Origin of the sequence: Nonomuraea sp. NPDC049152 (assembly GCF_040648355.1) — a bacterium.
In the GTDB taxonomy this organism is placed as follows: Bacteria; Actinomycetota; Actinomycetes; order Streptosporangiales; family Streptosporangiaceae; genus Nonomuraea.
Window position 1 is genome coordinate 56147 of the sequence record NZ_JBEZDO010000045.1, and the last position, 12917, is coordinate 69063.

The following is a 12917-nucleotide window of genomic DNA, read 5'->3' on the forward strand; positions in this document are numbered from 1 at the left end:
GACCATGGTTGGACCTTCACATCAGTGTGAAGGCAAATGGGGGTGGTTGTGAGGATTGGTGAGTTGTCGCGGCGTACGGGGGTGCCGACGCGGATGTTGCGGTATTACGAGGAGCAGTCTCTGCTGGATCCGGGGCGTTCGGACAATGGCTACCGGTGGTATGGCGAGGCGGCGGTGGTGCGGGTGCAGCAGATCAGGGGGTTGCTGGACTCGGGGTTGACGACGGAGATCATTCGGCGGATTCTGCCGTTCCTTGATGGTCCCGAGGTGATCCATGTGGCTCCGGCGTGTGTAACGGCGGAGTTGGAGGGGTTGTTGCGGGGTGAGGTGGAGCGGATTCAGGCGCGGATCGATTGCCTGTCGCGTAACAGGGATGCGTTGGTGGCTTATCTGGCGGCGGTGCGGCCTGAGTCGCTTTGAGCGGGGACGCGTTGGGTGTCGTCGTCGTGCCAGGGTGGCAGGTCGGTGGCGATGGCGGCGATCTTGGCGGTGATGTCGGCGAGGGTGCGCAGGGTGTCGGTGTCGAGGTGTTGCATGATGCGCCGGTAGTGGCGTAGGCCGACGTCGTTGATCTGTTCGATGAGGGCGCGGCCTTGGTCGGTGAGTTCGACGCGGCGGACGCGGCGGTCGTGGGGGTCTTCGTGGCGGGTGACGAGGCCGTGGCCGATGAGGCGGTCGACGATGCCGGTGACGGTGGCCAGGCCGACGCCGAGGTTGGTGGCCAGGTCTTGGCCTGAGGCGGAGCCTGTGCAGGCCAGCAGGATGACGACTTTGAGCTGGCGCATGGTGAGGTTGGAGCTGAACAGGGGTGAGGATCGGTCCTGCGCGAAGACGCGGCCGATGGCGCGTTGGGTGTCGCTGATCTGTCGGATCAGGGCGTCGCGTTCGTGGTCCACTCTCACCTCTCGCTTCCTGAGAAGGTTATCAGGAAAGCAGCATGTGGCTAAATATTCGCTCAAGGCAAAGTGTTAGTCTGGGGCGAATTCTTTGCCATTCGCCTGTGAGGACCCGGATGACAGCTCTTGCCCGGTTGAGCCTTGCCAACCGCAGTCTCGTCATATTGGTGGCGATCGTGTTGAGCGCGTTCGGCGCCTTCACGATCCCGCAGCTGAAGCAGCAGTTGCTGCCGTCGCTGTCGTTTCCCGGCGCGTTCGTCATCGCGCCCTACGCCGGGGCCTCTCCCGAGATCGTGGAGGATCAGGTCACCAAGCCGATCGAGGACTCCTTCTCCGGTATCGACGGTCTGGAGGAGATGACCTCGACGTCGAAGGAGGGGCTGGCGCAGGTTCAGGTCTCCTTCGCCTACGGCACCGACATCGAGGAGTCGGTGGCCTCGATGCAGACGGCGATCGGCAGGATCAGGGCGCAGTTGCCCGACGGTGTCGATCCGCAGGTGGTGGCGGGCAACACCGACGACATCCCGGTTCTGGTGCTGGCGGTGGGCGACGGCGGCGACGAGCGGGAGATGGCCGACAAGCTGGGCCGGGTCATGGTGCCGGAGCTGCAGGGCATCGACGGGGTGCGCGAGGCGGAGGTCACCGGCGCCAGGGACGAGACGGTGGTGATCACGCCGGATGCCAAGAAGATGGCCAAGAAGGGCGTGTCGGCGGCGCAGATTCCCGAGGTACTGAAGGCCAACGGGACTCCGGTGCCGGCGGGGACGCTGAATGAGTCGGGCAAGGCGCTGACGGTGCAGGTGGGCTCGCGGATCGAGTCGGTTGAGGCGTTGAAGGAGCTGTATCTGGTGCCGGCGGCGTCCGCGCAGGCCGCTACCCCCACCCCGGCGCAGGCTCAAGCGCAGGCCCAGGCGCAGCAGGCGCAGGGCAGGGCGATGCCGCCAGGCCAGGGGCAGGCGCCGGTGCAGGCCGCGCCGAAGCCGCCCAAGCCGCCGAAGCCGGTCAAGCTCGGTGATGTGGCCGAGGTCGAGCGGCGCAAGAGCGATGCGACGACGTTGACGCGCACCAATGGTGAGCCGAGTCTGGGTGTGTCGGTGACGATGACGCCGGACGGCAACGCGGTGGCGATCTCGCATGCCGTACGGGAGAAGCTTCCGGCGATGGAGTCGGCGCTGGGTGCGAAGGCGACGGTCATCTTCGACCAGGCGCCGTATGTGGAGCGTTCGATCGAGGATCTGACGACCGAGGGTCTGCTGGGGCTGGCTTTCGCCGTGCTGGTGATCCTGGTGTTCCTGTTGTCGGTGCGTTCGACGCTGGTGACGGCGGTGTCGATCCCGCTGTCGGTGGTGATCGCGCTGATCGCGTTGTGGGCGGGCGACTACTCGCTGAACATGTTGACGCTGGGCGCGCTGACGATCGCGGTGGGCCGGGTGGTCGACGACTCGATCGTGGTGCTGGAGAACATCAAGCGTCATCTCGGCTACGGCGAGCCGAAGCGCACCGCGGTGACGGCGGCGGTGCGTGAGGTGTCGGGTGCGGTGACGGCTTCGACGCTGACGACGGTGGCGGTGTTCGCGCCGATCGCGTTCGTGGGCGGCATGGTGGGTGAGCTGTTCTCGCCGTTCGCGATGACGGTGACGGTGGCGTTGCTGGCCTCGCTGCTGGTGTCGCTGACGGTGATCCCGGTGCTGGCCTACTGGTTCTTGAAGGCGCCGGCGTTGGAGCCGGAGCAGGCGAGGGCGGTGCGTGAGGCGGCCGAGGCCAAGGAGTTGCGCAGCCCGCTGCAGCGGATGTATCTGCCGGTGCTGCGTTTCGCGACGCGCAGGCGGCTGGTGACGTTGCTGATCGGGGTGGTGGTGTTCGCGGGCACGATGGGTTTGGCGGGCAGGCTGGAGACCAACTTCATCGACTCCTCCGGTCAGGACACGATCTCGGTGAGCCAGAAGATGCCGGCGGGCACGGATCTGGCGGTCACGGACGCCGCGGCCAAGCAGGTGGAGAAGGTACTGGCGGGCCTGGACGGCGTGGAGTCGTATCAGGTGAACGTGGGCGGCGGTAACGCCATGCGCGGCGGGGCGGGCGGTGGCGCCGACCGGGCGTCCTATTCGGTGTCGGTGGCCGAGGGCAGCGACAGCGGGGCGGTGGAGGAGCGGCTGCGCGAGGAGTTGAAGGGCCTGTCGGACATCGGTGAGGTGACCGTCGGAGGGCAGGGCGGCGGCGGCTTCGGCTCCGATTCCATCGATGTGATCGTGCAGGCGCCGGACGCCGAGACGTTGCGCAGCGCGGCCGGGCAGGTGTCGACGGCTGTCGGGCAGGTGTCGGGGCTGCGGGACGTCTCCTCGGACCTGGAGTCGAGTGCGCCGCGTATCGAGGTCGTCGTCGACAGGAAGAAGGCGGCCGAGAAGGGCGTCAGTGAGGCGCAGGTCGGGCAGGTGGTGGCGCAGGCCTTCAGGGGCGCGCCGCTGGGCCAGCTGACCTTGGACGGTATCGCCAGCGATCTGATCCTGCGTGGCGGCGACGCGCCTGAGGACATCGAGGAGGTGGAGAAGCTCAAGGTCGGCGCGGTGAAGGTGTCGCAGGTGGCCAAGGTGTCGCAGGTGGAGGGGCCGACGCAGATCACCAGGATCGACGGGGAGCGGTCGGCGACGGTGTCGGCGAAGGCCTCGGCCAGTGACCTGGGCACTCTCACGCAGGCGTTGACGGCCAAGCTGGACGGGCTGGCGCTGCCGGCGGGGGCCTCGTACACGATCGGCGGTGTGTCGGCCGATCAGGCCGACGCGTTCGCGGATCTGGGGGTGGCGATGCTGGCGGCGATCGCGATCGTCTTCATGATCATGGTGGCGGCGTTCCGGAGCTTCGTGCAGCCGCTGATCCTGCTGGTGTCGGTGCCGTTCGCGGCGACGGGCGCGCTGGGGCTGCTGCTGGTGACCGGTACGCCGATGGGGGTTCCGGCGTTGATCGGCATGCTGATGCTGATCGGGATCGTGGTGACCAACGCGATCGTGCTGATCGACCTGATCAACCAGTATCGGGATCAGGGTCTGGGCGTGGTGGAGGCGGTGATCGAGGGCGGCAGGCGCCGGTTGCGGCCGATCCTGATGACGGCTGTGGCGACGATCTGCGCGTTGACGCCGATGGCGCTGGGGGTGACCGGTTCTGGCGGGTTCATCTCGCAGCCGTTGGCGATCGTGGTGATCGGCGGGTTGATCTCCTCGACGCTGCTGACGCTGGTGCTGGTGCCGACGTTGTACACGATGGTGGAGCGGACCAAGGAGCGGCTGCGCCGGGGTGGCCCTGCGGCGCCGGCGCACGCCAAGGAGAAGGTGGGCGCGCCCGCCTGAGCCTGATGTGGTGCTCGGCCCGGCGGGGTTGCTGCCCGCCGGGCCTCTGGCTGGGCGGCGGCGCCCCTTCAGCGGGTGTGTGACCCCGCTGCGCGGCCGGCGCGGGGCGGGCCAATACACTGGGGCAACGTGACTTCCAAGCCGCGCATCCCGAACGTTCTGGCCGCCCGCTACGCCTCTGCCGAGCTGGCCCGCCTGTGGTCTCCCGAGTCGAAGGTCGTCGCCGAGCGGCGGCTGTGGCTGGCGGTGCTGAAGGCGCAGGCCGAGCTGGGGGTGGCGGTGCCCGGGCAGGCCATCGACGACTACGAGAAGGTGCTGGAGCAGGTCGATCTGGCCTCCATCGCCGAGCGGGAGCGGCTGACCAGACACGATGTGAAGGCGCGTATCGAGGAGTTCAACGCGCTGGCCGGGCACGAGCACGTCCACAAGGGCATGACCTCGCGTGACCTGACCGAGAACGTCGAGCAGTTGCAGATCCGCGACAGCCTGCTGCTGGTGCGCGAGCGCGCCGTCGCCTTGCTGGCGCGGCTGGCGTCGCTGGCCGAGCAGTACGAGGCGTCGGTGATGGCGGGCCGTTCCCACAACGTCGCCGCCCAGGCCACCACGCTGGGCAAGCGGTTCGCCAGCGCCGCCGACGAGCTGCTGGTGGCTTTCGCCAGGCTGGAGGAGCTGATCGCCCGCTATCCGCTGCGCGGCATCAAGGGCCCGGTCGGCACCGCCCAGGACATGCTGGACCTGCTCGGCGGCGACCGTGAGAAGCTGGCGGCGCTGGAGGACGGGGTGGCCGCCCACCTGGGCTTCGAGCGGCGTTTGACCAGTGTTGGCCAGGTCTATCCGCGTTCGCTGGATTTCGAGGTGGTCACCGCTTTGGTGCAGCTGGCCGCCGCGCCCAGCTCGCTGGCCAAGACGATCAGGTTGATGGCCGGGCACGAGCTGGTCACTGAGGGGTTCAAGGAGGGCCAGGTCGGTTCGTCGGCGATGCCGCACAAGATGAACACCCGCTCGTGCGAGCGGGTCAACGGGCTGACGGTGATCCTGCGGGGCTATGCCTCGATGACGGCGGAGCTGGCCGGCGATCAGTGGAACGAGGGCGACGTGTCGTGCTCGGTGGTTCGCCGGGTGGCGCTGCCGGATGCGTTCTTCGCCTTCGACGGGCTGATGGAGACCATGCTGACGGTGCTGGCCGAGTTCGGGGCCTTCCCCGCGGTCATCTCCGCCGAGCTGGACCGCTACCTGCCGTTCCTGGCCACGACGAAGATGCTGATGGCGGCCGTGCGCGCGGGGGTGGGCCGCGAGCAGGCCCACGAGCTGATCAAGGAGCACGCGGTGGCCTCCGCGCTGGCGATGCGCTCTGAGGGGGCGGCCAACGCGCTGCTGGAGCGGCTGGCGGCCGATGAGCGGTTCCCGCTGGGTCGCGCGCAGCTGGAGGCGCTGCTGGATGACCGGGTGTCCTTCACCGGCGCCGCCGCCGATCAGGTGGAGGCCGTCTCCCAGCAGGTGGGTCGGATCGTCGCCCGTTACCCGCAGGCCGCCGCCTACGCTCCCGGTGCCATCCTGTGATCCACGAACTGCTGACGCCGCGGCAGGTCGCGGACGCCTGTGGCGATGACGACCTGGTGGTGTGGGCGGCGCAGGATCTGGCGGGCGGGGCGCGGGCGTGGGCGGGCGGCCAGGCGGTGCTGGCCGCGGCCGCCGACATCTCCCGCCGCGACCGGATGGCGGTGTGGGGGCATCCGGCCGATGCCGCCGATCTGGTACGGCACGCGCTGGCCGAGCTCGGCCCGACCTACCGGCCCCTCGGTGAGGCGGGCCTGGTCGAGGCGGTCGCGGGCCGGGTGGAGGGGATGGAGCGGGTGGCGGCGTTCTCGTGGATGAGCCTGGACCATCTGCCGATCGGCCCCAGCGACGGCGTGTCGTGGCTGGAGGGCGCCTACGACGGCGAGATCGCCCGGTTGCTGGCCGCCGACGCCCCGGACTCCTACGCCGCGCCCGGCAGGCCGGGGGTCGCCCGGTGGGCGGGGGCGCGGGTGGAGGGGGCGTTGGCCGCGGTCGCCGCCGACGCCTGGAGCGCGCCGACGGTCGGGTTCATGGCGGGGGTCGCCACCGCCTCGGCGCTGCGCGGCAGGGGGCTGGCGGGGCGGGTGTGCAGGTGGCTCAGCGGGCGGCTGGTGGCCGCGCACGGCAGGGCGGCGCTGATGGTCGACGATCACAACGAGGCCGCGTTGCGCCTGTACGCGGCGCTGGGTTACCGCAGGCGGCCGGTGACGGTCTCGGCCGTTGCGGGCTGAACCGCGGGCTGAACCGCGGGCTGAGCGGCGGGCTGGAGGGCGCGCTCGCGGCGCATCTGGCGGCGCTCGAACCAGATCGTCGCGAACGGCGGCACCGCGCAGGCCAGGCCCACCGTGATGGTGGCGCGCGACCAGCCCAGCTCGCGGGCGGTCAGCAGCACCGCCGCCAGGTACAGCAGGAACAGGCCGCCGTGGATCGGGCCGAACACCTTCACCCCCACCTCGCCGGCCTGGGCGATGTACTTGACGTAACATGCCTGCCAGCAGGCCGGCCCAGGAGCAGGCTTCGGCGATGGCGACGGCACGGAACAGGCGCAGCACGATAGGGGCCCTTTCGCTGGGTTTTCGGTTGACCGCGAGTCAGCCTAGCGGCAGGGTGTGGCGCCCTCCGTGGCGGTGTGTGGGCCTGTCAGCGGGGGTGCGGGGAAAATCGGGTGAGGTTCCGGTGAGGGTCAGGCACAGTTGACATAGTGATGTCTGGATTTGTGCCTGGTCTTGAATTGAGCCGCGCCTTCTACGCCGACGTGGTGGCGCCGCTGGCGGCCGATGTCGCGCACAGTGCCGCGCTGATCGGTCCCGGGTCGGAGGTGCAGGCCTTCGACACCGAACGCAGCGCCGACCACGACTGGGGGCCGCGGGTGCTGCTGTTCGTGCGGCCGGAGGCGGTCGCCGAGGTGGAGGCGCGGGTGACGGCGGGTCTGCCGGCCTCCTTCGGCGGGTATCCGACCGTGTTCGCCCAGCGGGGGTTGCTGCGTCATGGCGTGCGGGTGGAGGAGTTGGGCGGGTGGCTGAGCGGACGGCTCGGCTTCGATCCGCGTGGGCGGATCACGACGTTGGACTGGCTGTCGGCCAGTTGGCAGGCGCTGGCCGAGGTCACCGGGGGAGAGGTCTTCCACGACGGGCTCGGCGAGTTGCATGCCGTACGGCAGGCGCTGCGCTGGTATCCCGACGACGTGTGGCGGTATGTGCTGGCCTGCCAGTGGCGGCGTATCGGCGCCGAGGAGTCCTTTCCCGGCAGGTGCGCGGAGGTGGGCGACGAGCTGGGCTCGGCGGCGCTGGCGGCTGGGCTGGTCAGGCAGGTGATGCGGCTGGCGTTACTGCAACGCAAGAGGTATCCGCCGTACGCCAAGTGGCTGGGCAGCGCGCTGGCGCGCCTGTCGGGAGCTGCCGAACTCGGCCGGGCCCTGAGCGGGGCGCTGCAGGCGCGCTCCTACCATCACAGGGAGCAGGCGTTGTGCGAGGCATACCAGCGCCTGGCGGCGGTGCACAACAGGATCGCGCTGACCATGCCGCTGGATCCGGCGGTGCGGGGCTTTCACTCCAGGCCTTTTCAGGTGATCGGCGGCGACCGGTTCGCCGCCTGCCTGCTGGAGTCGATCCGCGACCCCGACATCGGCGCTTTGGCGCCGACGGGCAGCGTCGACCAGTTGTGCGACAACGTGGACGTGCTCACCGTGCCCGCCAGGGCCAGGGCGCTGACCCTGGCCGCGCTCACCCCCGCGCAGGCGGCCGCCTGAACACGCCGCCAGCCCGCACGCACGCGCGCCCGCAGCGAACATGATCGCGGCGGCGGCGGTGGCCGCGCTAGGTTGCCGGGATGCTGAGCTTCGAGCAGGCGGGCCGAGGGCCCGCGGTGATCCTGATCCACGCCGGCATCGCCGACCGCCGCATGTGGGATCACCAGTTCGCCGCGCTGGCGGCCACCCACCGGGTGATCCGCTACGACTGGCGCGGCTACGGCCGCTCCGGCGACCCGGAACAGGAGCCGTGCCACCATGAGGACCTGCTGGCGTTGATGGACGAGCTCGGGCTCGAGCGGGCGGCGCTGGTGGGCTGCTCGATGGGCGGCGCGTACGCGGTGGAGGCCGCGCTGGCCGCCCCGGCCAGGGTGAGCGCGCTGGCGTTGGTCGCCTCGGGTCTGGCCGGGCACATCTGGCCGCAGGAGATGCTGGCCCAGGCGCGTGAGCGGGTGCACAGCGCGGTGCCCGCCGAGCGCCTGGCCCGCTACCGCGAGGGCGGCGCCGATGTCGAGGAGGGTGACGCGCTGGCGATGGCGCGGGCGCAGGTGCTGTGGCAGGTCGCCGGTCCCGAACGCGGGCGCGGGGACCTTTCCGAGCAGGTGTGGCAGCGGGCGGTGACGATGTGCGAGGGCGTCTTCGAGCGGCTGTGGCGCGGCCCCGCCGTGGCCGAGAGGCTGCTGGATCCGCCGGCGGCCGGCAGGCTGGGCGAGGTGCGGGCGCCGACGCTGGTGATCAACGGGCTGGCCGACGTGCCGGGCATCCAGCAGGTCTCGGACCTGCTGTCGTCGTGCATCGGCGGCGCCCGCCGCGTCGACCTGCCCGATACCGGTCACCTGCCGCCGCTGGAGCGGCCCGAGCAGGTCACCGCGCTGCTCACCGGCTTCCTGTCGCCCCTGCTGTCGCGGCGGGCGGGCTGAGCAGCAGCGGCACCAGCACCTCGTCCACGATCTCCACGACCGCCTCGTCGGGGATGGGCACGCCATGGGACAGGAACTGGTGGCGCAGCATCGCCTGCCCGGCCTCCAGCCTGCGCGCGGTCACCGCCGAGGCGTCCACCTCGCCCCGCTCCACCGCCCTGCGCACCACCTCGGCCATCGCCCTGCGGCCGCTGCCGTGCGACAGGCGGCGCAGCTCGGCCATGCGCGACTGGTCGGCCAGCACCTCCGACAGCAGCCCGCGCAACGCCTCACCCGCCGGGCCCGCCAGCAGTTCGGCGTTGCGGCGCAACAGCGCCAGCAGGTCGCCGCGCAGGCTGCCGGTCTCCTCGGGCCGCGACGGGTCGGGCATGGCGTGGTAGACGGCCTCCATGGCCAGCTGCATGCGGCTGGACCAGCGCCGATACAGTGACGCCTTGCCGGTCCTGGCCCGTTCGGCGACCCGTTCCATCGTCATGCCCGCGTAGCCGACCTCGGCCAGTTCGGCCAGCACGGCCTGGAAGATGGCGGCGTTGAGCGTCTCGCCGCGCCGGCGCGGCTGTTTGCGGTGGTCGGTGACCATGTCTCGATCCTAGGAACGGTGCGCGGGCCCTCGCGCCCGCCGACGGCGACTTGCGAGCCTCTCTCATACGTGTTGTTCGACATGGGCGCTGGTGCGCAGCGCCCGCACCGGCAGGAGGACCGCCAGCGCGAACGCCGCCGCCAGCAGCGGCGCCATCAGGGCCGCCACCAGCGGCATCGCCTCACCGAGGGCCGCGGCCTCACCGCCGCCGCTGTCCAGGCGCCAGGTGATGAACGTGCCGGCCACCGCCACCCCCACCGAGGCGCCGATCTGGCGCAGGAACGTCACCGCGGAGGTGGCGGCGCCGAGGTCGGCGTAGTCGACGGCGTTCTGCGTGGCCAGCACCATCACCTGCATCACCAGGCCGACGCCGAGCCCGACGAGTGCCATCGCCCCGGCGACGGCGGTGACCGCGCCTGGCGACGGCGTGCCGTACAGGTGGGCCGACAGGACGGCCAGCAGCGTCAGGCCCGCGCAGGCCAGCGCCGTGCCGGCCACCGGGTAGGACTTGTAGCGGCCGGTGCGGGTGATCAGGCGGCCGCTGACGATCGTGGTCGTCAGCACTCCGGCCATCAGGGCCGTCACCACCAGCCCCGCCTGGGCGGCGCCCGCGCCGAGCGCGATCTGCAGGAAGGCCGGCAGGTAGGTGAGGGTGCCGAACAGGGCGAAGCCGATCAGGAAGCTGATGGCTACCGGGATGGCGAAGGCGCGCTGGCGAAACAGCCGCAGCGGCAGCACCGGGTCGGCGGCCCTGCTCGCGGTGACCAGCCAGGCGGCCGTGCCCAGGGCGGCAGGCAGCAGCCAGGCCGGGTGGCGGGTCTGGCCGAGCAGCACGAAGGCGACCACGGCCGTGGCCAGCGTGATCGTGCCGGCGTAGTCGATCGGCGGGCGGCCCGCGGGACGTGGCAGGCGCAGGGTGAGGGTCAGCAGCACGAAGGCCAGCAGGCCAAGCGGCGGGTAGATCGCGAAGATCCACCGCCAGGTGAGCTGGTCGACGAAGAAGCCGCCGAGCAGCGGGCCGCCGACGGCGGCGACGATGTAGGCGGCGCCGATGACGCCGAGGTAGCGGCCGCGTTCGCGTGGGGAGACGATCTCGCCGATGATGGCCTGCGCGCCGATCATGAGGCCGCCGCCGCCCATGCCCTGCAGCGCGCGAAAGGTGACCAGTTGCGGCATGGAGGTGGCGATGGAGCACAGCAGCGCGCCTGCCACGAAGACGGTGATGGCGGCCTGCATGACGGGTTTGCGGCCGAAGCGGTCGCCGAGCTTGCCGTAGACGGGCATGACGACGGTGGCGGCGACGAGGTAGGCGGTGACGACGGCGGGCATCTGGTGCAGGCCGCCGAGCTCGTTGGCGATCGAGGGGAGCGCCGGGGTCATGATCGTCTGGTCGAGGGCGCCGAGCAGCATGGACAGCACGAGGCCCGGCAGGACGAGGGTGACCGATCGGCGCACCACAACCCCCTTAGAGACGGTTCGTTCTCTATGGGAGGCTACGCCCCACCTTTTGAAGACGCAACGTTCACTATCGGTCAGATCACCGGGGGTGGCCACGTCCTCGGGCTTTGTGGCAGGAGGGAAGCATGCCCACCGTCTTGTGGCCGCCGACCGGCGAGCCGGGTCGGCCTCCGGGGAGGATCGGCCCGGATTTTGGCGCTAAAGGGACGATCTTGACGACGATTTGTATCGCACGCTTGCCGAGCGTTCGGGGCCGGAGCTGAGGACGAGGCTGGCCGGGCTGCTGCATGTTGGCGAGTCTCGGAGCTGGAGCGGCTGCGCACCGCGCCGACGCGGGCCTCGGGCCGGGTGATGGTGGCGGAGCTGCATCGGGTGGCCGACATTGGTGGCATGGGCGCCGGGGGCCGTCCGAGAGGAGCCGGTGCCGGCGGTGAAGCTGTCAGCGTTGGCTCGTTACGGGCTGGCCTCCAAGGCGCCGACACTGCGGGATTTGGAGAGCGATCGGCAGGCGGCCACCGTGCTGGCCACCGTGCTGGCCACCGTGCTGGCCACCGTGCTGGCCACCGTGCTGGCCACCGTGCTGGCCACCGTGCTGGCCACCGTGCGGCACCTGGAGACCTCATCGGTCGATGACGCCCTGGACGCACCGCCTCGATCCTGCTCGGCGAGCCGTACGGCCCCGGCTGGAACACCCCCTGCGGGTGTGGAGCACGGCGGTGGCCACGCTCGCCTCCTCCGGGATCATCAACCTGGGCAGGGCCGAGTGATGCGCAGGATCGAGCACATGCCGCTCGCCCGACATCCCCCGCGCCGCCCGGAACCCGAAAGACCACGATCTGCCCGGCATCCGCCGCTCGATCGAGCAGTGGGGCTGTGTCGTCGCTGGAGACGGGGTTGAGGAACCTGCGGACAACCGTTGGCGCTGAGAAGGATCTTGTGGTGTTGCCCCTGCTCTGCCGAGGCCCCAACCGATTGGCGTCGTAACGCCTCGCCGCGAGTTATCGGCAGGGTTCGCGCCCCCGGTAGACCGAGGTTTCAGCGGTCAGCCACCGTGCGGTGCGCGGGACCGGAATGGCGCGGGAATCGATTCCAGGGCGGCGACCTGCGGTGATGCGGTTCCGGAGGCTGGACAGAGCTGATGTTGTGTCTAGTCAGCGCCGAGGCTCCATGATCGTTCTCGGCGCTAACGGCTGTTCGCAGGTTCCTCAACCCTCCGCCACAGCGCCGCCACCCACCTCGGCGAGGCAGTCCTTGGCCGTGGCCGTCATGGAAACGAAGAGGGCGTCGTGGCCGGTGGCCACGACCCCCGCCCCATCGGATCGAGATAGAGGAGTGCTCGCGGTTTAGCTAATTCTGCGTGATCGAGAAATTGCAGCTCACGGGTTCGGTGTGGGTGGTGGTGATCGCACCAACGTTGAGGAGGTTGAGGCCGATGTCGCCAATGCCGTGGTTACCACAAACATTCACATTATGGGACTGCATGGCATTGTTCCCGTTGTTGACGCCCGGCGGCCAGGGGCCGCCGTCTGCATAGGCCGGAACGTCCAGGCCGAGGCCGGTGAACCCTGCGATCAGGGCGCCGCCGACTACGAGCTGCTTGAACATTTTTAGCTCTTTCCTCTTGATGTCGATATGTCAGCTCAGCCTTATCGGTTGAAGGCCGGGCAATACCTAGTAGACCCGCATTTAACGGTGCAGGCAATCTAATAGAAGTAAAAGTGCCCTTCGCTCTTATTAAAACACTCTTAGTATGATAGAACCGACATATATGGATATAGCGTACTCATTTCAGGCTTCGGGGAGATTGGTCCGGGTTTGGGCGCTAGGGCGCGTATTGGGTCGTGATCAATCTGTCGATTCGCCCTCGTGGTGAGGCCTGGACCGGTAGATCTTGTTCCGTGACGCGAGTGCAACTGA

At 69.9% G+C, this 12917-nt stretch carries 13 protein-coding genes; 7 read left to right on the forward strand and 6 right to left on the reverse strand.

Features of this window, described 5'->3' with window-relative positions; genetic code table 11:
* Positions 1–36 precede the first annotated feature (36 nt).
* Positions 37–420: a MerR family transcriptional regulator gene (locus AB0B45_RS46960; RefSeq protein ID WP_358144764.1), complete on the forward strand. Its 384-nt coding sequence runs from the start codon at positions 37–39 to the stop codon at positions 418–420.
* Here the strand turns inward: AB0B45_RS46960 and AB0B45_RS46965 are convergent.
* Entirely contained in the window at positions 387–902 is a 516-nt protein-coding gene (locus tag AB0B45_RS46965; protein WP_358144766.1) for a MarR family transcriptional regulator, read from the reverse strand. The genes AB0B45_RS46960 and AB0B45_RS46965 overlap by 34 nt on opposite strands.
* Positions 903–1012: 110 nt before the next feature.
* Here AB0B45_RS46965 and AB0B45_RS46970 point away from each other — a divergent pair, with 110 nt between their 5' ends.
* The 3 genes from AB0B45_RS46970 (at position 1013) to AB0B45_RS46980 (ending at position 6525) form a co-directional block, all read left to right on the forward strand.
* Positions 1013–4237, forward strand: a complete 3225-nt coding sequence (locus tag AB0B45_RS46970) for an efflux RND transporter permease subunit (protein WP_358144768.1) — start codon at positions 1013–1015, stop codon at positions 4235–4237.
* A gap of 129 nt (positions 4238–4366) precedes the next feature.
* A complete protein-coding gene (gene purB / locus AB0B45_RS46975) occupies positions 4367–5797 on the forward strand; it encodes an adenylosuccinate lyase (RefSeq protein ID WP_358144770.1) in 1431 nt (476 codons plus the stop codon).
* Positions 5794–6525 carry a GNAT family N-acetyltransferase gene (locus AB0B45_RS46980; protein WP_358144772.1) on the forward strand — a complete coding sequence of 244 codons (732 nt, stop codon included), beginning with the start codon at positions 5794–5796 and terminating at the stop codon, positions 6523–6525. Before purB ends, AB0B45_RS46980 begins: the two co-directional genes overlap by 4 nt.
* Here the strand turns inward: AB0B45_RS46980 and AB0B45_RS46985 are convergent.
* Positions 6483–6830: a DUF3817 domain-containing protein gene (locus AB0B45_RS46985; RefSeq protein ID WP_358144774.1), complete on the reverse strand. Its 348-nt coding sequence runs from the start codon at positions 6828–6830 to the stop codon at positions 6483–6485. The genes AB0B45_RS46980 and AB0B45_RS46985 overlap by 43 nt on opposite strands.
* Before the next feature lie 168 nt (positions 6831–6998).
* Here AB0B45_RS46985 and AB0B45_RS46990 point away from each other — a divergent pair, with 168 nt between their 5' ends.
* Complete coding sequence (locus AB0B45_RS46990) at positions 6999–8042, forward strand: DUF4037 domain-containing protein (protein WP_358144776.1); 1044 nt, start codon at positions 6999–7001, stop codon at positions 8040–8042.
* Between the two features lie 80 nt (positions 8043–8122).
* Positions 8123–8962, forward strand: coding sequence for an alpha/beta fold hydrolase (locus AB0B45_RS46995; RefSeq protein ID WP_358144778.1), 840 nt, complete (start codon positions 8123–8125; stop codon positions 8960–8962).
* Here AB0B45_RS46995 and AB0B45_RS47000 read toward each other — a convergent pair.
* From AB0B45_RS47000 to AB0B45_RS47010, 3 genes are all read right to left on the reverse strand, one after another.
* Complete coding sequence (locus AB0B45_RS47000; RefSeq protein WP_358144780.1) at positions 8919–9542, reverse strand: TetR/AcrR family transcriptional regulator; 624 nt, start codon at positions 9540–9542, stop codon at positions 8919–8921. The genes AB0B45_RS46995 and AB0B45_RS47000 overlap by 44 nt on opposite strands.
* 63 nt (positions 9543–9605) lie before the next feature.
* Complete coding sequence (locus AB0B45_RS47005; RefSeq protein ID WP_358144782.1) at positions 9606–10997, reverse strand: MFS transporter; 1392 nt, start codon at positions 10995–10997, stop codon at positions 9606–9608.
* Positions 10998–11453: 456 nt separating this feature from the next.
* A complete protein-coding gene (locus AB0B45_RS47010) occupies positions 11454–11600 on the reverse strand; it encodes a hypothetical protein (protein ID WP_358144784.1) in 147 nt (48 codons plus the stop codon).
* A 29-nt stretch (positions 11601–11629) separates the two neighbouring features.
* Between AB0B45_RS47010 and AB0B45_RS47015 the strand changes: the two genes are divergently transcribed.
* Positions 11630–11767 carry a hypothetical protein gene (locus AB0B45_RS47015; protein WP_358144786.1) on the forward strand — a complete coding sequence of 46 codons (138 nt, stop codon included), beginning with the start codon at positions 11630–11632 and terminating at the stop codon, positions 11765–11767.
* Positions 11768–12347: 580 nt separating this feature from the next.
* Here AB0B45_RS47015 and AB0B45_RS47020 read toward each other — a convergent pair.
* Positions 12348–12605 carry a hypothetical protein gene (locus AB0B45_RS47020; RefSeq protein ID WP_358144788.1) on the reverse strand — a complete coding sequence of 86 codons (258 nt, stop codon included), beginning with the start codon at positions 12603–12605 and terminating at the stop codon, positions 12348–12350.
* Positions 12606–12917 lie beyond the last annotated feature (312 nt).